Below are 21,043 nucleotides of genomic sequence, written 5' to 3'. Positions count from 1 at the left end.
CCGTTTGGCTTTCCTCCAAGGGGCGTATATATTTATAGAAGCGAAGGCCGGCCTGAAGCCGGGAGAATATGGAAACACCTGCACCGATAAACCTGCTTTGGATCGCCCCCGAAAAGGGGCCGGCCGGCCTTTTCATGAAATCCCTCCGGGAACTTCCCGGCGCGCCTGCGATGACCACCGCGGCTTCGCTCAAAGACGCCTTGAAACTTATCCCGCAGGAAACGTTTCATGCCGCGCTCCTCTCGCTCGACCTTCCGGGAATTTCCGCGGCGGAAGCTGCGGCCAAATTGGCCGTGGCCGCGCCGTCGCTGCCGCTATTCATCCTTGCGGAACCTTCGCGGGAGGAAGAGGCGGTCGCCGCCCTGGAAAAAGGCGCACGGCATTATTTTGTTCCGCGCGACGGCAATGCGGGAATTTTTTTGCGCCTGCTGCGGCACGTCGTGTCCGCGAATGCGGCCGGGGAAGACATCAGCCTCACGATTAAGAAACTCGCGGGCGTCAACCAGGAGCTTTACAAATTCGCCCAGGAATTGGGAAATGCCCACGAGAAATTGAGAAAGGACGAGATCGTCAAGACCGAGCGCCTGTCCACTGCGTCCCACCAGATGCGCACTCCGCTCACATCGATCCACGGTTACATCTCCATGCTTCTCGAAGGCCACATTGGCACGCTGAACGAGAAACAGACGACTTTTCTCAGCCGCGTGCGCATGGGTGCCGAACGGCTGCACCGGCTTCTTAACGATCTTCTCGATCTCGCGAAGATCGAATCCGAAAGCCTGAAGATGGCCAAGCAGTGGACCGATCCCGCGGAATGGCTCGAGCAGGAAGTCATTTTTTTCAAGCCGCAGGCCGAGGCAAGAAAGATCGATCTCTCACTCCAAATCAAAGGGCCCCTGGAAAAGGTTTACTGCGACCCAGACTGGATCAAGGAGGCCGTGAGCAATCTGATCAGCAATGCCATCAAGTACAACCGCGAGAACGGCAGGATTGTGGTCGGCGCGGAAAGGGCCGGAGATTTCCTGCTGATCCGCGTCGAGGACACGGGCATCGGTATCGACACCGCGGACCTGGGCGGCATTTTCGAGCCGTTCTACAACGTACGGAAATCGCGCCAGCAGAAGCAGGACAGTACCGGGCTGGGCCTCAGCCTGGTCAAAAAAATCACGGAGTCCCACGGCGGTTCCGTCGGCGTTCAAAGCGAGCCCGGCAAAGGCTCCTGCTTCAGCATGCGAATTCCCGCCGGCGAGAAAGGGGCTGAAACGGCGTGACCGCACCTTCGAAAAAGAAATTGAATGACGACGAAGCCATCCGGCAGCTCAGGGCGGCGGAGGAAAAGTACCGGACCATTTTCGAAAATTCTGCCGTGGCCATCACGGTCACCGACGCGAAGGAACGCATCATTTCCTGGAACAAGCTCGCGGAAAAACTCCTGGGCATGGGGCCGGAGGATTTGTATCTCAGGCCGGTCAGCTCGCTGTATCCGGAAGCGGAGTGGAAGAAAATCCGGTCTTACAACATCCGCGACAAGGGCATGCACGAACGCCTGGAAACCAAGGCCATCAAAAACGACGGCGAAATCATCGACATCGAAATCTCCATCAGCGTGCTGAAAGATCCCGACGGCAATATCACCGGCTCCATCGGCCTCATGAGCGACGTCACAGAGCGCCGCAGCGCCGAGCGCGAACGGCAGCTGGCTGAAGAAAAATACCGCACGGTTTTCGATAATTCGGCCGTCGCCATCACGCTGACCGACGCGCAGGAACGCATCATCTCCTGGAACACTTTCGCGGAGAATCTGCTGGGCATGGGCCACGTCGATCTCTACCTGAGGCCCGTGAAGACGCTTTATTCCGAAGAGGAATGGAAGAAGATCCGCTCCTACAACATCCGGCAGAAAGGCATGCAGCATCATCTCGAAACCAAAATGATCAAGAAAAGCGGCGAGGTGATCGACATCGACATTTCGATCAGCGTGTTGAAAGACGCGCAGGGAAACATTACGGGCTCCATCGGCATCATCCGCGACATCACCGAGCGCAAAAGGGCGGAAGAAGAACTGCACCGGATCAATCAGGAATTGGAGCAGCGAGTCATCCGCCGCACCAACGAGCTTATCCAGATCGAAAAGATGAAGTCGGTGGGCCGCCTCGCGGCCGGTGCCGCGCATGAAGTCAAGAATCCGCTCGCGATCTTGATCCAGGGAATTTATTATCTGAGGCGGCTCGCGGCCTCGGATTCCCGCACGGAAGACGTGCTGGATGTCCTCAAAGACATGGAAGAAGCGGCGCTGCGAGCGGACGGGGTCGTCAAAGACCTTTTGGGTTTTTCCGCGGCCTCCAGCCTGAATCTCAAGTCCGAGAACCTAAACACGCTTATCGAAAAGGCTCTCAGCCTGACCAAGCACGAATTCGACAAGCATCAGATCAGGATCAAGAAGGAGCTGGACCCCGGGCTCATGGAGATCCATCTTGACGCCAATCGCATCGTGCAGGTCTTCATCAACCTGATCATGAACGCCACCCAGGCCGTAGGAGAAAGGGGAACCGTGACCGTAAGAACGTTCTTGCATACGGTCGCCGCCGTGGGAGAAAATACGGGATATCGAAGCACGGACCTGTTCCGGCCCGGAGAAAAAGTGGCCGTGGCCCAGATTGACGATACGGGGCCCGGCATTCCGGAAGAGGCGCTCAGCAAAATCTTCGATCCGTTTTATACGACGAAAAGAGATACCGGAGGCACGGGGCTCGGCCTGGCGGTTGTCCGCACGATCATCGAACTGCATCACGCATGGATCGAGCTGAGCAATCTCGAGGGCGGAGGCGCCCGGGTCACGTTAATGTTCAAAACCATTCCCTACACTGCGGAAAGCGGAAACGCGGGGATGCTGGAAGAGTAGCTTATGGAAAAGAAAAAAATCCTGATGGTCGACGATGAGCCCATGTTTTGCAAGATGGTCAAAAAAAATCTGGAGAGCATGGGGAATTACCAGGTGGAGACCGTCACGGAAGCGGCGAAGGCCCACGCGGCCGCGAAGTCTTTCCGGCCCGACCTGATCCTGATGGACGTGATCATGCCGGACATGCGGGGCAGCAGCGTGGCGCTGCAGATCAAGGCGGACGACGAGCTGAAGCACGTCCCGATCGTCTTTATGACCGCGCTTGCGGTCAAGGGAACGGAAGAACTTTTTCTCGGCATGGTGGACGGGCGGCCCTTTTACGCCAAGCCCGTGCTTCCCAAGCCCGTGAATCCCGAAGAGCTGGACAAACAAATACGCGCATCGCTGGACAAATAAAATTAAAAGCAGGAGAACGACATGAGCTTGGATCTCAAAGGACTTTGGATGGGGGCGATTTTCTTCATGGGCGTCATGAACGCGGGGGCCGCGCCGCAGAACGTGCACGACTTTAAAGCGAAAACGATTGACGGCAAGGAGGTCGACCTCGCCCAGTATGATGGAAAGGCGCTCCTCATCGTCAATACCGCTTCCCAGTGCGGGTACACGCCGCAATACGCTTCGCTGGAAGCCTTGTATGAGAAATATAAGGACGCGGGGCTGAAGGTGCTCGCGTTTCCTTCGAACGATTTCGGGGGACAGGAGCCGGGCACGGACGCGGAAATCAAGAAGTTCTGTGACTTGCGTTTCAAAGTCACGTTCGATCTTTTTTCCAAGATTCCCGTGAAAGGCGACGCCATGCACCCGCTTTACCGCTATCTCACGACGGCCACGGATTTCAAGGGTCCCATCACGTGGAACTTCAACAAATTCCTCGTGGATCCCAAGGGAAACGTGGTGGCGCGGTTCGACTCGAAAGTAGACCCGCTGTCGCCGGAGTTCCTGCAAAGCGTGGAAAAGATTTTGCCGAAGGCGTGATCAGGACTTTTTGATCTTGGGTTCTTCCAGCGGAAGAATCGCGATGCTCGGATGATGGTCGGAAATGGGCTGGCGGAGGCTGGTATTCATCTCTTCCAGCGTCTCCCCGAAATGCGGCGATAATTTATAGGAACCGGCGTCGGCCAGCGGATCCTTCAGCACGGACTTCACGAAAATCCAATCCAGGCGGTACTTGCCGAAAGGCCCGATCGGCCGCTTCACGCTGAAAGAAGTTTTGAATCCTTTCCTGTCCCGCTGGTTGGAATTAGACAATTTTCCGTGTTTCCCATTGACCGAACGTTCCTTGTCTCCCCGGAAGTCAAACGCCCCGCCGTCCGAGAACCGGAAATCCTCGATCTCCTTGAAAAGCCCATAGACCGGATTCGGCGCCACGACCGAAATGTTTTTCGAAAGAGGGTCTTGAAAATTTTTCGTCATGTTGGACACGGTGCGCGTGCTGTTGATGATCAAACCGTGCGGTGTCAGGTAATTAACCCCGACTGCGAACCAGGTCGTGGGATTCTTGGCCGTGCGTTTGATCACGCGCGGCAAGGAAGTGGCGCTGATGTCCGTCGGCGCGGCATTGAAATCACCGGCCACGATCACCGGGTTTTTGATGTCCCGGATGTAGCTCAGGATTTCCCGCATCTGCTGCTCGCGTGCCTTCGGCAGGCATTTAATTTCGAGGTGGATGTTGATGAGAGTCAAGGTATTGCCGGGAATCCCCGGCACTTCAAGGTCGACCCGGAAATAAATCCTGCCCCCGACTTTCATTTCGCGGGTGACTTCGTTTTTGAGGACTGTCTTGGCCCCGAAACGACGGCTGATTTCCAGGAAGCCCGCCTTTTGCTTTTCCATGGTGTACCAGTGATAGGCCTGGTAATCCAGCTGGAAGCATTCCGCTTTTTTGATGGGGTAACGGGACAAAACTGCGACGCCGAAAGCGCCTTTTTCCTTCGCGGCATCGACGCGGTAATAATCCGTGGCTTCTTTGTCCGGGCTTTTGTTGTCGTAATACAGATCTTCGAGCCCAAGCATGACGGGATCGACTTCCAGCTGCTCCGCGGCAAAAGCGTAATTCATGTTCAGTGCCTTAGCGAGCTCCCGCGGGGCGTCGATGTATCCGGATCGCTTGATGCCGATGTCCATTTCCTGCAGAAAAATAATATCCGAGCCCATAAGCTTTTGCTGCTGATCCATCACGGTGTGCCATTTCTTGGAACCTTCCGGCGCTTTCAGCGGGTCGATCTGCCTCTGAAATTTTTCTGAGGAAGTAAAGGCCTCGATGGCTTCGGGAATGTGATAGGACTTTTCAATGTTCCAGGTGGCGATGCGCAGGTAGGGGCCCATCTCGGGGCTTGCCTTGGGTTCCGGCCGCGCGCCGTTGTAGTAAGCCTCATTGCTGATGAGGGGCGTCTTCCAGAATTTTTCCAGCCGGTCCTTTAGCGTCCCCTTCGGCGTCGGATCCATGCTGAGCGCGCGCAGGTCATCGAAGCTCAGGAAAGGCGCGTCCTGGAAACGCATATAGGAATCCTGCGGCAGGACGGACGGGGTAAATGGCAAAAAAACAACGGCGAAGGCCAGGAGGACGCGGGCGAAAGACGGAATGGCTTTTTTCATAGGCTTCCTATCTGTTGGCCGGAGGTCCGGCAGAACGGCTTAGACTCGTTCTTTGGCGAGACTGACATTCGGCCGGGATGCATGGAACTGCCCCCGCAGAGGATCAGCACCGATAGTGCCGTGCAGAATTTTGAGATAAGCAGGCGATTTCACAATTTCAAGATGCCGCTGCGCTTCTTCGAGGCGTTCTTTGAGCCGCAGCTCCTGAATGGCTTCGTAATGGCTGTCTTTGGAGACAAAGTTTTCGAGATACGCGATGTGCCGCTGCCATAGCGCGACTTCCCGGTGCTGCTTCATGGCCAGCCTTTCCTGGTACCATGGGCTCGCGATCAGGTAATCGTGCGTGAACATGCCCCTCACTTCCGGATGATTGAGGTCTTTACCATTATAATGGCCGTGGGCCATGATGTGAAGAAGCGCCGCGAGCGGCGGGCACGCGGACTCGATGCTGCCGTCGTTGAAATAATGCTGGGCGACTCTTTTCTGCGTGGCCACGAGATTGTCGATGCCTTCGGCGAACATGCTCATGTCCTGCTGTTCGGGCTTGAGCATTTCTTCGTGGAAGACGGCATTCGGGTTGCTGAAAATCCGGCCGAGAAATGCGTGGATGAATTTGAGCGTGATCCTGTAGCCCAAGATGCTCGCTTTGACCACACGCCCTTCATGTTCAAAATCCTCCAGCTTTTCGAGATACCGGTTCTTGATCAGGAATTCCGGATCCCGTTCATGCACGGCCATGCGCGACCAGACCTCGGGGATGAGAAGCGTGACGTCGTGGTCTACCTGGAAGTTCGGGCCCACATAGCCGGCAGCGGAAGAGAAGGCGGCATAGCCCGTCAGGATGTAGGACACAAGCGCGTTGTTCAGGTCGGCCGTGGCGCAAAGTGCGTTGAAGGGGCCCTTCGTCAGCGCGCCTTCGGAGCCGAAACCCGTCGTGGACGGTGATTTTCCTGTGACGCTGCAGACGAAATCCATGAAGAGTTCCGGCAGTTCCTGGTAATGGATCGGATTGTAAACAGCCAGCGCTGGGATTTTGTTCTTGGCATCCCGCGGGTTGTTCCTGCGGCCCGGCAGCACGGCGTTTACCGTGAACTGCACCGGCTGCCCTTCGGGGATTTTGCGCCAGAGGCGCACGCCCATTTCCGCGAAGTAGCGCTGCACGGGATTGACCAGATCCGGCCGGTTCTGCAGATAGCGCGGATTTTTTGAAGGCTTGCCGTCCACGACGCGAGGGTGCGAGGAAGCCACGAAATAAGTCGGGCTGCCTTTTTCCACGAAGTCCTGGATCAGGTTTTTCATCGGCGGCGTGTAGAGATCAAAGCCCATGGCATCCAGCAGCAGCTCTTTTGCGTCGCTCGCGGTGAGCGGCTCGTAATTGGAAAGGAATGTCCCCGGCGTGGCGAGATCCAGTTCCGCCTGTTTGTCGTAGCCGCGGTGGATGGCGTCGTCGGGCCTTTGAAAGAGGCGGTATTCGCAGTTGGCGACGAGCTTCACGCTTTTGGCGGAAGCCGCAAGGTCCGGGGAAACGTGCTCGCCGGGAACGACGACGGAAGTAGAGATGTCGTCTTCGGTCTGGACTTTTTGCGCCGGGCTGAAATCCTGGCGCACGCGGTAGATGCGCCAGGAGCCGTCTTTTTCACGGCCCACGCGCAGGTAATTGGAGACGAGCTCGCGGCCCGCGTATTTGAGCTCGTGGCCGAGATGCCCGTTGACCACGTCCACGCTGAAATGCTCGCGCCAGTTCTTGCCCCAGTGGCGGCGGTAATGGCGCTTGACGATGAAGATCACGTCCTTGATGTGCGGCGGCAGGGACTTCAGCCAGTCGTTGTATTCGTCCGTGAATTCCGCCGAAGGCGTGAAGAGCTTGATGACCGAGCCCAGCGAGCGTTTGGAGCTGAGGATCGGGCGGCTCGGGCGCTTTTTCATGTACTTTTCTTTGAAGCGGCTGCCGAAATCGCGCTCGATGATTTCGGCGACGAGCTCGAAGTCTTTGTGAAAATCCGCGGTAAACATCGGCCCCTGGATCATGGCGTCCACGATGGATTTGGAAATTTCGGATTTGCCGCCGCCGGACACCGTGCACGGCTTGTGGCACGTTGTGCCCTCGGCCACGGTCCCGATCAGGATCCAGTTGTGCCCGCCGGTCAGCTTCTTGATGTGGATCTTATACCCGGAAGGAAGCATGTAGAGGTTGGACGCGATCAGGCGGATTTTTTGTTCCCGGCCGTCCACGGTCCAGGTGACCGACTGCTGCTGGAGATTGAAGACCGCGCCTTCGGGCACGTAAATGATCTGCGGGTATTTTTTGTCCACGGCATAGCCCTCAGGCTTCACGTCCATGAAAGAACCGTAAAGGCGCACGACGTCCGCGAATTTCAGGGCATTGCTCGAGATCGCGGGGTCCAGGGAGAATTCTTCGCCGAGATCGTAGCTGGGAAAAGCGATGGCGCCGCCGGCGTGCTCTTCTTCGGAAAGGCCGTAGAGATTGGAAGAAAAGCTGATCTGTGTTTTGACCTCTTTTTTGCAGTACCCGAAATAATTGTCCGCGATCAGCGTGACCATGATCCCGCGCTCGTCGCGGCAGGTGATCTTGAACGCGTCACCGTCATTGTAAGGCTCGTTTTCTTTTTTCCAGCACATGCGGTCGCGCCGCTGGCGTTCTGTGGCCTGGTCGTAATGGGGGAGCCCGAGGTCTTTCTTTTTCAGGTGGATCATGTGCGGCGCGAGGATCACGCAGCCGGTGTGGCCGGTCCAGTGCCAGGCGTCAAGCGCCGCGTCGTTTTCCGGGAGATAAGGGTCGCCTGCGTTTCCGAATATGGATTCGACGAAGTCCAGATTGCTCACGAGATTGCCCGGCGCGAAGAAGCGGATCTCCATGGTTTTTTCCGGAATCCGTCCGTGCACGGCGGGACAGACGAGCGGGCGCAGCAGCAGGGAAATAAAAAGCTCGGCCTGTTCGTTCTGCGCCGAAGTAAACGGCAGACGCAGCAGGTCCTGCGGCGGACGCAGCGCTTCGGCCAGGAGGTTGGCAAACACCAGCTTCGGTACCGCGGTCTTGTCGTCGGGAATCGCGAAGCCGCCTTCGGCGATGTGGAAAACGCCCTGCGTGGTGCGCCGGTCGCTTTTGGGATTGTGAAGGACGCCCTGCTTGACCCGGTAGGAGCTGACGATGTCGGATTCAAAGCTGTCTTTATTGGGAGGCAGCGACATCGTGCGTGCCAGCCCATGACGGTCCAGGATGAACGTATTGACCGGCAGCCGGATGGGCTTTTCCGGCGCCACGTCTTTGAGATAATCGTCGAGGAAGTCCTGGATCCTGCGGTCGGCCGGGCAAAGGAAGCTGGAGAGGATGCGGCTTTTTTCCTGGTAATTGCTGAGCAGCGGCTGCGCGATCTCGAGAAATTCCGAATCGGTTTTGCTGCCGTACACAGGGTAGCCCATGGCCGCCAGCTTCAAGTTAATGTACTGGATTAACTTTTCGTTCTGAACGGCAGAACCCGATTTTTCCGTGCGCCAACCCAGCGCTTTTTCCATGTCCATAGGATTTCCTTGGGAAGATCCCAATGTGCTTCGGAGCTTGACCGCGGATGCCAAACAGGGGGGCTTGTTTTTCTTCCAAGTCCGGAAAGCTGTGCTATTCTATACAAATCGCGGCCGGGCGTAAATCGTGATTATGAGCGATGTTAACAACGTCCGCAGCAGGGAAAACGTGATCGAAACCGCTTCTCAAGGGGCCGGCGGCCCCGCTTGGCATTTACGGAAAGCCTTGCTGTGCCTCCTGTTACTGCCGGGCTGCGCGCGGCTTTTCGGCTGGGACATCCACGCCCCGGGCCTTCTCTCCCAGAATTTTTACACCCAGGTCGCGCCTTCGAAAATCCGCGTCGGCCTCTACATAACCCCGCGCCTGCGGAATTACATCTCCACCGATAAGGGCACTCGTTTTTCCGATCCGCAGAATTATCACATCGGCGAAGCGCTCACGCCGCTCCTTGTCGAAGGATTCCAGCAGGCCTTCGAAGAATTTATTTATCTGGAAGTGGAGCCCACGCCCGAAATCCTGCGGCAGTACGCGATCCCTTACTTTGTGGCCGTGGACCTGGGAAAATTTCATAATTACAAAACCATGAAAGGCCAGGCGGTCGTCTACGAAACCGAAGACGGCATTTTCGATACGAACATGAATCTCGTTTCGCGTTTCACGGCCAAAGGCTCGAGCGATGCGCAAAAAGTCTTTGCCAAAAAAGGCGGCCCCGAAGTCAATTTGAATGCGGCGCTGGAGAACAACGTCATTGTCACGATCCAATACCTCCAGGACTTTTTGAACGCGCATGAAGGAAAGACGAGCGTATGAAGACAATCGTTCTTCCGCTGATTTTAATCATGGCCTTCCAGGCCCCGGTTTTCGCGGAACAGTCGGAAGTTGTCCCGAAAACAGGCACAACCGTTGTTGTGCGCGAGAATCCGAAAACCGGGAAATCTTTTGTCAGCGTCGTGGACGCGCGAAACCCGAATGCAGGCTTTCCGTTTCATGGCAGCCCGGCAAAGTTTTCGCGGCCCGATTACCGTATGCTGGATCCCAATGCTAAAAGGGGGGAGATTCCTTACGACGGGCCATACAGTGACCGCCGGAAGGTTTATTATTTCGCGGCCGGGTTGGCAACGGCTGGAGTCCTGGCAGGCACGCTCGCGCCGATTGCTCCCGCGGCCGCGGCAGGCGCTGGCGCGGGGGCCGGAGGCCTGGGATACGGCGTGGCCGGCGTTGGCGTGGCGACAGGCACGATCGAAGCCGCGCTTCACGCGCAAAAGTCCGACCGCGAAGACTCCAAGATCGAATCTGAAGTCATCGTGCATGAATTGAACGAGAAACAATGACCGTTCCCGTCTATGACGTCGCCATCATCGGCGCAGGTGCCGCAGGCCTCATGACGGCCATCGCCGCCAAGCCCTTTTTCCCGAAGGTCCTTCTCCTCGATGGCCGCGAAGTGATCGGCGCCAAAATCCTCATGTCGGGCGGCACGCGCTGCAACGTCACCAATCACAAGGTCACGGAAAAAGATTTTAACGGCGGAAATCTGCGCGCGGTCAAAAACGTCCTGGCCGCTTTTCCGTCGGACAAGGCCGCGGCATTTTTTAAAACGCTGGGCGTGGATCTCGTGCTCGAACCCGGCGGCAAATATTTCCCGGCCACGCACGAGGCGAAAACCGTGCTGGACGCGCTGGTCCGAAAAATGCGCGAAGAGGGCGTCGAACTCAAAACGCCGCGGAAAGTGAAAGCAGTGAGCAAAACCGCCGCGGGCTTTGAAATCAGGGGCGAAGGTTTTTCATACGCCGCCAAGGCCGTGGTGCTGTGCACGGGCGGGCTTTCGTTTCCGTCGACAGGCAGCGACGGAACGGGTTATGGGGTGGCCCAATCGCTTGGGCATAGTCTTGTTGCGACCACGCCGTCGCTCACACCGCTTCTGACAGACGATCCCGATTGGAAAAAACTTTCCGGAGTGGCGCTGCCTTGCCGGCTGGAGCTGCGGCACGAAGGCAAAAGCCTGGCCGAGTACGAAGGCGATTTTCTCTTCACGCATTTCGGCTTCAGCGGTCCGGTCGTCCTCGACATGAGCCGTCACTGGATCCGGCTGGAAGACAATTCCAAGGCCGAGATGAGCGCGAACTTTCTTCCGTCTCTGGACCGCGAGAAACTCCGGGACAAATGGGTGCGCGCGGCCGAGCGCTCGCCCACCAAGCGCGTCAAAAACTTTCTCTCCGAGGCCTTGCCCGAAAGGTTCGTCGAAATCTTCCTGCGCAAAAACCGTTTTTCCGAAGACGCCGCGCTCGGCCAGACCAAACGCGAGGATCGGGACAAGCTGATCGCGGCGCTGCTCGCGCAGCCGCTTCGGGTCAGCGGTTCCCTGGGTTACAAAAAAGCGGAAGTCACGGCGGGCGGCGTCGGCTTTGACGAAGTGGATTCCAAGACGCTGGAATCCCGGCTCGTGCCCGGGCTTTTTTTCGCAGGCGAGATCCTGGACGTAGACGGGCGTATCGGCGGCTTTAATTTCCAGTGGGCTTGGTCGAGCGGCGTGGCCGTGGCGCAGGGCCTGGCGCGGAAATACGGAGCGAAGCGGAATTAATCGGGATAGTCGAATCGGACGGGCTTGTCGATGTCCGGATGCAGGCTTTTATGCACGGGACAGGTGAGCGCGGCACGTTCCAGGATGGGGCGCTGGTCCGCGGGAATGCCCGCGGCCATCTTAAAGACGACCGTGACGCGCGCGATGCGGCGCGGATCCGAAGCCATTTCTTTGGTGATCTGGGCTTTCGTGCCCGCCAGCTCGATGCCGTGGCGCTGTGCGTAAATTCCCATGAGTGTCATCATGCAGGCGCCCAGGGAAGCCGTAGTCAGGTCCGTCGGCGAAAACGCCGCGCCCTTGCCCATGTTGTCCTTGGGCGCATCCGTCACGATTTCCATTCCGGAAGGACCGTGCTTCAGCCGGCAGTGCAGCCCGCCTTCATAAGTTAGATCGATGTTGACCATGCACGCATTTTAGAGAAGAGCGTTCTCAAATCAAGACTTTATTGTTCCCACGCCGAATGTTTGATGAAAGAGAAAAGGTTCCAGTTGCGCGTCCCGCCCAGCAGCGGACGGATGCCGACGACGCTGAAAAGCAGTTTACTGCCCGAAATCTGTTTGGCCGAAGCGCGCACTTCCTTGAACTGCTTGGAGAGCAGGAAATGGGAAAAAATGCGCAGGATCGAGGAAATCAGGAACAGCGAAAAAAGCCGGTAGCCCATGAGGGCCGGCAGTTTTTCCGCGATGAGGCCTCCGAGCGTGGCGCCCGCGAAAATCCCGACGCCGTTGATGAGATTGAAATATCCGAGGCAGCGCACGCGTTTTTCCGGAGACACGGCGTCGTAAATGAAGTTGAGCGCGCAGAGGTTGAACCCGCCCCATACAAACCCCGCGAAAATCTCGATCAGGATCAGCGCCGGGATGCTCGGCGGCAGGAGCCAGAGCGCCGGCACCGCGGGAATGAGCAGGCTCGTCACTTTGAGGATCTTGGCATTGCCGAAATGGTCCGCATGGCGGCCCCACACGGGAAATGAAACCAGGCTTCCCACCACGGCCGAGAGATGGATGACCATGTAGAAAAAGTAATTCAGCTTTAAATCGCGCAGCATGTAAACGTTGAAATAGGGAGCGGACAGGTTGGTGGCAAACGTGATGGCCGTGACGTAGAGCACGAACTTCACGAAATTGCTTTTGCGGAACTGCGCGATGAAGCGGTAGAACGAAAAGTTGCTTTCCGGACTTTCATTGAGCGGCGGGTCCTGCATTTTGGACATGAGAAAGGCGGACAGGAAGCGCGCCAGGGAAGTCACGCCGAAAAGAAGTCCGAAGCCAAGCACGTGGTTGTGCCTGAAGCTATAGAGAAGAAGCCCCCCGAAGACGACACCCATGACGCCTGCAAATCCCGTGATCTGGTTTCTCCAGCCGAAATATTTGCCGCGCTTTTCCGGGGGCAGGTAGTCACTGGCTAGGCTGCCCCAGACGGTTCCGATCAAGTTGCCGAGGATGCGGAAGGCCGCGGTCAGCAGGATCATGAATTCCACGCGGTAAGGAACATGGAAAAACGGAAGCAGCGCGAGCGGGGCGAGCGTCGCGGCCTGGGCCGCGGTGGCGCGGACCAGAAAACCCAGCCGGCTGCCCACCATTTTGACGGCGCGCACGGCCATCAGCATGGCGATGGAGCCGAGGAGCTGCGGGATGGCGACGAGTAAGCCGACTTGCAGCGAGGTGGCGCCTAGAAAAAGCCCCAGCGGGATGAGGTAGTAATCCGTGACCGCGATCATGACGGCCGCGGGGATTCCTTCCTTCCAGGAAACATCCAGGCTTCTATAGTAAGGATTTTCCGGGCTGACGTTTTTTTCTTCGAGGACAGACATGGCTCTCCCGCTTCTCAAAATGGAAGGCAGTATTATACACCTTGCCGCGGAAGCCGGAGGGAAGGGAGGTTATTTCTTGGTCCAGGCTCCGGAAGGAACTTGGATGGGATCGCCGGGCTGGGCCTTTTCCCGCTGTACTTCGGCAAAGACTTTTTCCACCTGGGAAAGTCCGCCGGGCCCGAGGCCGTTTTGTTCCACGATGGCATTGTAGATGACGCGCCGGTCGGCGTTCTCCGCGGAAACGAGGTCAGTCCCGCCGCCCTGCAGCGCATCCACGTAGCCGCTGGTGTTTTCGCCCACGGCGCCGGAAGCTTTCAGGCGGCCCAATTCCTCGTAACGGTTCTGCCGGTTTTGCAGCGCCTGTTGGATTTCGGGCGTCATGTGCTTGATGTCGTACTGCGCCGCCCACACCGCGCCCATGCTCGCGAGAATAAAAAGGACTACGAAGAAGGTCTTTTTCATGGCGATCATCTCCCTTTGGCAACCATGTCTTCAATGCCCGAGGCGGTTTGTTTCAGGCCGCGGATGTCGACCACCACGTTGGCATTGATCGTGATCGGGCGGTTCGGATCCCCGACGGCTTTCACCGTGCAGCCGGCCGCAAACCCCAACCCTAACACAAGGACGAAGACGGAAATCAGTTTATTCATCGTTACGAAACCTGGATAAGCCCGAGCATCTGGGCGATTTGAAAAAATGAGTTCTTCTTATCGACGTGCACCTGCATATTGATATTCAAGTCCATATTATACTCAGGGACGAGAATATGCAGAAAAAGTTTCATGTGGTCGGGAGTTTCGAGGTTCATGTGGAAGTCCGCATCCCGGTACGATACAAGGCGCGTCGCCCCCGCGCTGATCTCCTTGACCTTGGCCTGCACCGCGGCCTGCGGCAGGTAGGGCAGCAGCATGTCAAAAAAATGCGCGTGGACGCGGCCTCCGGGTTCCGGCGCCCGCAGGATAAGGCCGAAAGCGGGATCCTGCCGGGCGTCGGTCGCAAAATGCAGGGTGCCCTGCAGCGTTCCGGTAGACTCCGCGAGATTTTCCGGACTGAGGGCCACGAGGTCTTGCAGCCCTACGCCCAGAATGTCCGCCTCCATCTCGAAGCGCCAGTGGATGCCGGCGCGATAGCTGCCGCGTGCCCGTATGCCTTCCTGCATCGAAGCCAGCGGCCGCAGGCCGTCCATGACAAACCGGACCGGTTTTGCCGCGAGCAAGTACAGCAGGGAATCCAGAGTCTTGATTTCTCGCGACTGCAAAGCCACGATGCCGGACTTGGCCTGGAAGTTTCCGCTGATGCCTTTCAAGGAAAGGCGCAGATGCGAGTCGAATTCCGCCGAAGAAAGGCGCACCGAGCCTTTGAAAAAATCCGCCATCGAGGCATTGATCAGGGTTTCCAGGAGAGGCCTGCGGCCAAGCCAAAGCATGGCCACAATTATGGATAGAGAGAGAAAGGCCGCCGCGAAAACGCGGACTGTTTTTTTCATGGGGCTGTAAAATCCTCCTGGACCGGCGTTAATCTTACCTGTTTTTTGCCGATAATAAACGTGTTCTATCGACTTTTTTTCTGGAGCTCCCATGCGCGCCTCTTTCGGCAGAAAATATGAATTCCTGATTCTTGTCGTCTTCCTCATCGCGTTTTGCCATCCGCCCCGAGGCGTTGCCGAAGCGGTCCAGCCCGATGCGCAGCAGCAAAATCCGCTGGCTTCGAAATATTCCGCCCTTGATTCCCCGGCTGCGGCTACGACGGCCCAGCAGGCGGGTTCTTCAGCACCTCTGTCCTACGATGACAGCACGGCTAATGAAAAGCTGGCTCTTTCGCTGATCAAAACCGCGGAAAAGGCCGGCTCTTTTGCCAAGACCGTGACCGAAAGCATCGGAGACTACGTCAAGGAAAAGCAGATCGAGAGAAGACAGAACGAGCTGGTCCAGCAGTTCTATTTCAATGTCCGCAGCGCGCTGAAACCGCTTTCGTTGAGTCCTTCGGAATACGAGGATCTTGTCTCGCGCGTGGAAGATGTTTACATCCGCGACGGCGACAACGGAGCCAAGCTTGACATCGTCACGTTTCGCGACATGCCTGTCATCGTGCGCAAAGAATATTCCGAAATGATGCTGGCCCGGACCCAGAATGGGCAGGTTGAAACGTATTATATCAATGGCGCGGTCAAGACGCGCTGGCAGATCAAAGACGGGAAAAAGCAGGGCCCGGCCATCACGTATTACGAGGACGGCGAGATCCAGTACATCGACATCTACGACAATGGCAACCGGGTCAACCGCAAAAAATACGACCACGAAGGCAAACTGGAATTCGAACAGAATTATTCCTACGATGTTTCCGAGACTCCTTCATCCCCCGCGGCCGCCGCGCCCGTGCCTGGAGTTCCGCCGGTAGAAACAAAACCCGCGGACGCGTCCACCATCGAGTCCGCGCCCGCTCCCAAAGCCGCGGAAACTTCCGCCCCTCTCTAAGAATGCCCGGCTTCGAGCCCCGTCCTTTCCGGCCTGCATGGTGGTGCCCCGGCGCGCATGCGCAGACGATCTTCGCCCGTTTTTTCCGTCCCGCCCCGCCGCTTGAGCTCACGCTCGAACGCCTGGAAACTCCGGACGGTGATTTTCTGGATATCGAAATCCTGGAGGGCGCGCGTGACAAGCCCGGAGTCATCGTGCTGCACGGCCTTGAAGGTTCTTCGGAAGCGCCGTATGTCCGGAGCCTCTTGAGTGAGATTCACAAGAGGGGCTGGCATGCCGCCGCAGTCAATTTCCGGGGATGCAGCGCGGTCAAAAGAAAAGGACGCCGGCTTTTCAACGATTGGGGCGCTGAAAAAAATCCCAACCGGCTGCCCACGACGTATCACTCGGGAAAAACTGACGATCTCGACTGGGTGGTCCAGCATCTCCTGCGAAAGACCGCCTGGGAAAATTATTATCTCGCCGGCTATTCCATCGGCGGCAACATTGTTTTGAAGTGGCTGGGGGAGCAGGGAGCCTCCGCCGCCGGCCAAATTAAAAAAGCCGCCGCGGTTTCCGTACCATACGACCTCGTCAAATCCGTGGAATTGATGGACCAGGGTTTCAACCGCCGCGTTTATACGCGCAGCCTTTTGAGTTCGCTCAAGGCCAAGTCCCTGGAGAAGGAGAAAGATTTCCCGGGCCTCATCGATATTGCCAAAGTCCTGAAATGCACGACTTTTCGCGAATTCGATGAAGAAGTGACCGCGCGCTTGAATCATTTCCACAGCGCGCTGCATTATTGGACGGAGTCCAGCTCCGCCCGCTATCTGGACTCGATTCGCGTTCCCACGCTTTTGATTCATGCTGCGGACGATCCATTTTTCGAAGGACGATACCTGCCTTTGAAAGCGATCGAGAGCAATGCCAGCCTGCGGCTTTGCCTGGTTTCCCGCGGAGGTCATTTAGGATTTGTGAGTGGAAAATGGCCTTGGAGGCAGGACTTGTGGCTGGAGGGCGTTATTTTAAGCTATTTTGATGATCGCCCAGATAAATAAGAAAAATAGCCAAAAAGATAGAGACCAGCCCAATTTTAAGCATAAATTAAGTCAAAAGTGGGGGATTTAAATAAGTTCGTCCACGTTGTAGGGGATATCCAGTCCGAATTTTTTGACCAGTTTCTGGATCTCCTCCTTCTGTTCCGGCGTCGGGCCGTGCAAGGTCATCTGGCTGATCAAATAATAGACCTTGTTGAAGGCCCAGTGTTTGGCGATCTCCGAGGTTCCCTGCTGCGCTTGCCTGAGATCGTGCGAGAAAATGAATTCTTTGGTGTTCCCGCCCTCTTCCCCGAGGATCCGAATCGAAAATTTCGTCTCGTCTTTAAAGGTTCCGTACACGGTGAACAATGTATCTCGGTAAAAGTCCGGAAGATTTTTGGGATAGGCCTGCTTTTCGTCCAGAGGCGTGAGCTGGTACCGTAAATTTGCGAGGATGGGATTCTGGATTTTGTCGTAGAAGGCGGAAAATTTTTCCTGGATCTGGGAATCATACGGCGCGAACTCCGACCATCCGCGGTTGGGGTAAGCGAGGAAGTCCAGGAGAAACCGGTTGACGCGCGCGCCTCCGCTGAACGCGAAAATGGGGCGCTTCTGGTCATTCTTGCGCGTGATTTCCGAGATCAATTTCCCAGTCGACGACTCGCCTTCGCTCGGACGTCCGTCGCTGAGCAGGACAATGTAAGAAGGCTCCAGCGCCGCCGGCTTCTGGATGGTCTGAAAGAACGCGGTATAAATGTCCGTGCGGTTGCTGGGCTCGATACGGTCCATGAAATCCATGGCGCGGAGGATTGAATCCGTGCGTGTGCTGACGGACGTTTCGGCAAAAGGGATGATTTCGTTTTTGAAAACGAAGATGTTGAATTTGTCTTCGGGATTCAAATGCTGCAGGGCGTACTTGATTCCTTCTCGGAAGCCGTTGAGCCGGCGCCTTTGAATGCTGAGTGACGCGTCGACCAGGAAGATGATTTCCTTGGGCAGAACTTCCAGATCCTTGGCCTGCGGTGAGGAATAAATGGAGATCTGGTAATAACCCTGCCCGTCCGCGGGATCGCGGTAAGTCAAAAAGCTCACATTGAGGAAGGCATCGAGCGATTCGTTCTGTTCGTCCGGCTGGAAGCCGAACTCGCCGTTCATGATGCCGGAAGCTACGCCCGAGTCCGCGCCGCCGTTGGACGGCGTCAGGGTTCCCTGCAGAAATTTTTCCGGCGTAAAGGCCGGCATCTGTTCGCGGAATTCTTTCGGCAGCTCCATGGCACCCGCGCTTTCCGTGAGATTTGTCGAGGACACGAACACTTCCGCCTTTCCCAGCGCCTGATTCCGGTCGACCTGCCGCGTCGCGAGCTGGATTTTTTCCTTGAGGACTTCGGGCGCCGCCTCGGGCTGGGGCAGGGGGGCGGACGTGTCCATCGACATTTTTTCCGGCAGCACGTTTCCCAGGATGTCCGGGGCCTTGATCTGCGGCGGCGCCTGCGAAAAAGAACTTTCCGCGGCAGCCTTGCCGGCCGCGGCCATCGCGGGATTTTCGAATTTGATCTTCCTCACGCGTCCGGCCTGGACGCTTCCTGCCGTAGCGGAGACCTTTTCAGGCGCGATGCTTTTGACGTGAAAAATCTGGCGGGCTTGAGGGACGGTCGCGGCATTCATGGCCGAGCCCGTGACGCCGGGAATCCATATAAAGAAGGTGGCGCAGAGGATGGCCAGGTGGGCCAAAAGCGAAACGCCGGCGGACAGGAAGAAAATGTTTCTTTCTTTCATGACGGCGAGGTTCCCAATTTGCTCTGGGCCTGAGCGGCAAGCGGATGGCTGGGATAACGCTGCGTGAGTTCCTGATAGGCCTTGCGCGCTTCATCGGAATGCTCCGCCTTCTCGAAATTTTCCCCGGCGTTCCACAGGGCGTCAGGCGTGGAGGCGGGATCATCGTAAAGAATGGCGACAGCCAGATAAGCCTTGGCCGCCTCGAGGAAGTTGCTCTGGATTTTATAAACCGAAGCCAGCTTCATGCGCGCCTCGAGATTCATTTCCTGGTCGTCTTTGGACTGCCGGATGGCGTCTTCTAGAATCGGGACCGCGGCCGCGGGATCATTCCGGTCCAGCATGACTGTGGCTTTTCCGAGAAGCGCCTTGGCCTTCACCGGGGATTCTTTCTGAAGGCAAGCATCATAATGCGCGAGCGCCTTGTCCGGCTGGTTCGTAAGACGCGCGGCCTCGCCCGAAAAGTATTCCGCCTCCGCGGCATTTTCCGCGGCCTTGGGCGAGGACTTGAAGGACTCCATGACTTCAGTGAGCGCCGGGCCATCCTGACGCGAGCGGTAATATTCCGCCAGCCACAGATAAATGTCCGGTCCCACGTCGCTGCCGGAACCCGATTTCAACAGCTGGCGGTAAGCGGCGGCCGCGGCGTCCCATTTTTCGAGGCGTACGTAACAGTAAGCGAGATTTTTTAAAGCGCCCGCGTACAGATCCTCCCGCAATTTTCCCTGCTGCACCTGGGTGTAATACTCCACGGCCTTTTGAATGTCGCCCGCGAGCTGCTTCGCGTAGCCCATGTAGAAAAGTGCCTCGTGCTTTTTTTCGTCGTCCGGATAAAGCTGGAGGTACTTTTCATATGCGGAAAACGCGCCGGGATAATCTTTGAGCGAGAGATAAAGGGACGCCAGCTGGTACCGCACCTGCTTGCCTTCAGGGGTCTCGCCGAATTTCTGGAGAAAGGCGTCGGAGCTCTTGGTCGCCTCCTGGAGCTCGCCCAGCTTGATGTCCAGGCTGATGCGGTTCATCAGCGTCTGCTTGGCCAGGGGATGATCCGGATGATCCTTCAGGAATTGGTCCATCTGCGCGCGCGCGCCTTTCAAGTCCCCCGAATCCAGGAGAATATGCGCGCGGTTGAGTTCGGCGCGGGAACGGAATTCCGGATCCGTGTCCTGGGGCAGGGAATCGAGAAGCTTCAGCGCCTCGTCGGATTTTCCGGCCTGCTTCATGACTTCTGCCATGAGGTACGTCCAGCGGTCTTTGAAAAAGGAACGCTCCTGCGGCATAGCCTGGGCCGCGGCCAGCGCCTTGGCCGCATCGCCGCTGCGGAGGATCGCCTCGACCTTTCCCAGTTCCGCGGCTTCTTTTTCCTGGGCCGTAATTCCCGGGAGGACCAGGATTTCGTCATAAAGCGCGAGCGCTTCATTGAATTGCCCCAATTCGAAACGCGCCGTGGCCGCCATCATTTTCAGGGGAGCCGCGTTCGGAAGTCCCTGCAGATTTTCGGGCTTCATCAGATCGAGGATGCCGGAATACTGCTTGAGTTCGAAAAGCGATTTCGCGGCATTCAAAAGCGCTTCCTGGCGGACTTCGGGCTTTTTGGAAAGCTGGAACGTCTGCAGAAAAGCCTGACGGGCCTGTTCGTAATCGCCGGAGAGAAACGAGACCTGACCGAGGCCGAAGGCGGCCAGCTCTTTTAAATCCGCCTTTTCGCTCGATCCGAGTTTTTTGAATTCGTCCGCCGCGGTTTTGTAATCCTTGTCTTTCAAGGCGATCTGGCCCAGGTGGTACACGGCGATTTCGGAAAAGCCATTGTCCGGCCCGGGTTCGCGAAGCGCCTCGAAATGCGGCTTGGCTTCCGCCTCGCGTCCGGTTTCCAGCAGGATTTTACCGAGATAATAATGGGCGGCGCTTTTGACCAGCGGCTTCGGGCTTCCGGCCATGGTTCCGAATTGGGCCAGGGCTTCGTCAGTTTTACCTTGATAGTAAAGGCTTTCCGCGATGCGGAGCTTCGCGCTGTCAGCCTGGGCCTCAGACGGAAATTTCGCAAGCCAAGCCTGGTATCCGGCCATGGCCTTGTCGTATTGCTTCAGGAAGAAATACGACTCGGCCAGCCTGTAAGAGGCATCGCGCGTGCGGGGATGATCCGGCGCTTCCTTTATAAGGTTCTGATATTCGGTGGCAGCCATGTCGTACATGTTGCGGGCGTAAAGGCCATCGGCGAAATCGAACCGGTCATCGATGCCGGAGGCCGCCGGTGCCGGAGCCGCGGCCGGCTCTTCGGCCCGAACCGCGGGAAGCATGGACAGAGACAAGGCACACAACAGGCCACAGAGAAGGGAAATGCGGATTCTCAT

Annotated in this window: 18 protein-coding genes; 9 read left to right on the top strand and 9 right to left on the bottom strand. The window is 57.1% G+C overall.

Annotation, left to right across the window (positions count from 1 at the left end; all coding sequences use genetic code 11):
- The first annotated feature begins 68 nt into the window (after positions 1 to 68).
- Genes VL688_05750 through VL688_05735 form a run of 4 tightly spaced genes read left to right on the top strand, consistent with a single transcriptional unit; the run spans position 69 to position 3,877 of the window.
- Positions 69 to 1,271, top strand: coding sequence for a HAMP domain-containing sensor histidine kinase (locus VL688_05750; protein ID HTL47550.1), 1,203 nt, complete (start codon positions 69 to 71; stop codon positions 1,269 to 1,271).
- Positions 1,268 to 2,902 (top strand): PAS domain S-box protein, encoded by a 1,635-nt coding sequence (locus VL688_05745; GenBank protein ID HTL47549.1) that lies wholly within the window; start codon positions 1,268 to 1,270, stop codon positions 2,900 to 2,902. The genes VL688_05750 and VL688_05745 overlap by 4 nt, the downstream gene beginning before the upstream one ends.
- Before the next feature lie 3 nt (positions 2,903 to 2,905).
- The gene (locus VL688_05740; protein HTL47548.1) at positions 2,906 to 3,298 is read left to right on the top strand and encodes a response regulator; all 393 of its coding nucleotides are present in this window, start codon (positions 2,906 to 2,908) and stop codon (positions 3,296 to 3,298) included.
- 21 nt (positions 3,299 to 3,319) lie between these two features.
- Positions 3,320 to 3,877 carry a glutathione peroxidase gene (locus tag VL688_05735; GenBank protein ID HTL47547.1) on the top strand — a complete coding sequence of 186 codons (558 nt, stop codon included), beginning with the start codon at positions 3,320 to 3,322 and terminating at the stop codon, positions 3,875 to 3,877.
- On the opposite strand, the gene VL688_05730 is transcribed toward VL688_05735, so the two are convergent.
- Positions 3,878 to 5,497 (bottom strand): endonuclease/exonuclease/phosphatase family protein, encoded by a 1,620-nt coding sequence (locus VL688_05730; protein ID HTL47546.1) that lies wholly within the window; start codon positions 5,495 to 5,497, stop codon positions 3,878 to 3,880.
- 39 nt (positions 5,498 to 5,536) lie between these two features.
- Positions 5,537 to 9,037: a hypothetical protein gene (locus tag VL688_05725; protein HTL47545.1), complete on the bottom strand. Its 3,501-nt coding sequence runs from the start codon at positions 9,035 to 9,037 to the stop codon at positions 5,537 to 5,539.
- A gap of 133 nt (positions 9,038 to 9,170) precedes the next feature.
- Here VL688_05725 and VL688_05720 point away from each other — a divergent pair, with 133 nt between their 5' ends.
- From VL688_05720 to VL688_05710, 3 genes are read left to right on the top strand one after another with little or no spacing between them, the layout of a single operon-like run.
- Positions 9,171 to 9,848 (top strand): hypothetical protein, encoded by a 678-nt coding sequence (locus VL688_05720; protein HTL47544.1) that lies wholly within the window; start codon positions 9,171 to 9,173, stop codon positions 9,846 to 9,848.
- Complete coding sequence (locus VL688_05715) at positions 9,845 to 10,369, top strand: hypothetical protein (GenBank protein HTL47543.1); 525 nt, start codon at positions 9,845 to 9,847, stop codon at positions 10,367 to 10,369. Before VL688_05720 ends, VL688_05715 begins: the two co-directional genes overlap by 4 nt.
- The gene (locus VL688_05710; GenBank protein HTL47542.1) at positions 10,366 to 11,616 is read left to right on the top strand and encodes an NAD(P)/FAD-dependent oxidoreductase; all 1,251 of its coding nucleotides are present in this window, start codon (positions 10,366 to 10,368) and stop codon (positions 11,614 to 11,616) included. The genes VL688_05715 and VL688_05710 overlap by 4 nt, the downstream gene beginning before the upstream one ends.
- Here the strand turns inward: VL688_05710 and VL688_05705 are convergent.
- From VL688_05705 to VL688_05685, 5 genes are all read right to left on the bottom strand, one after another.
- A complete protein-coding gene (locus VL688_05705) occupies positions 11,613 to 12,020 on the bottom strand; it encodes an OsmC family protein (protein HTL47541.1) in 408 nt (135 codons plus the stop codon). The two genes, VL688_05710 and VL688_05705, sit on opposite strands and share 4 nt — an antisense overlap.
- Before the next feature lie 38 nt (positions 12,021 to 12,058).
- Positions 12,059 to 13,429: an MFS transporter gene (locus VL688_05700; protein ID HTL47540.1), complete on the bottom strand. Its 1,371-nt coding sequence runs from the start codon at positions 13,427 to 13,429 to the stop codon at positions 12,059 to 12,061.
- Between the two features lie 69 nt (positions 13,430 to 13,498).
- Positions 13,499 to 13,891 (bottom strand): DUF1318 domain-containing protein, encoded by a 393-nt coding sequence (locus tag VL688_05695; protein HTL47539.1) that lies wholly within the window; start codon positions 13,889 to 13,891, stop codon positions 13,499 to 13,501.
- A gap of 5 nt (positions 13,892 to 13,896) precedes the next feature.
- Complete coding sequence (locus tag VL688_05690; GenBank protein HTL47538.1) at positions 13,897 to 14,079, bottom strand: hypothetical protein; 183 nt, start codon at positions 14,077 to 14,079, stop codon at positions 13,897 to 13,899.
- A gap of 2 nt (positions 14,080 to 14,081) precedes the next feature.
- Complete coding sequence (locus VL688_05685; protein HTL47537.1) at positions 14,082 to 14,915, bottom strand: hypothetical protein; 834 nt, start codon at positions 14,913 to 14,915, stop codon at positions 14,082 to 14,084.
- A gap of 91 nt (positions 14,916 to 15,006) precedes the next feature.
- Here VL688_05685 and VL688_05680 point away from each other — a divergent pair, with 91 nt between their 5' ends.
- Positions 15,007 to 15,903 (top strand): hypothetical protein, encoded by an 897-nt coding sequence (locus VL688_05680; protein ID HTL47536.1) that lies wholly within the window; start codon positions 15,007 to 15,009, stop codon positions 15,901 to 15,903.
- A gap of 2 nt (positions 15,904 to 15,905) precedes the next feature.
- Positions 15,906 to 16,940, top strand: a complete 1,035-nt coding sequence (locus VL688_05675) for an alpha/beta fold hydrolase (protein HTL47535.1) — start codon at positions 15,906 to 15,908, stop codon at positions 16,938 to 16,940.
- Between the two features lie 66 nt (positions 16,941 to 17,006).
- Here the strand turns inward: VL688_05675 and VL688_05670 are convergent, their stop codons facing one another.
- Together VL688_05670 and VL688_05665 are read right to left on the bottom strand one after the other, a co-directional pair.
- Positions 17,007 to 18,695 carry a VWA domain-containing protein gene (locus VL688_05670; protein ID HTL47534.1) on the bottom strand — a complete coding sequence of 563 codons (1,689 nt, stop codon included), beginning with the start codon at positions 18,693 to 18,695 and terminating at the stop codon, positions 17,007 to 17,009.
- Entirely contained in the window at positions 18,692 to 21,043 is a 2,352-nt protein-coding gene (locus tag VL688_05665) for a tetratricopeptide repeat protein (GenBank protein ID HTL47533.1), read from the bottom strand. The genes VL688_05670 and VL688_05665 overlap by 4 nt, the downstream gene beginning before the upstream one ends.

The organism is Verrucomicrobiia bacterium, assembly GCA_035495615.1.
Classification (GTDB): domain Bacteria; phylum Omnitrophota; class Omnitrophia; order Omnitrophales; family Aquincolibacteriaceae; genus DATJFP01.
This window is presented reverse-complemented; position numbering and strand designations above follow the sequence as displayed.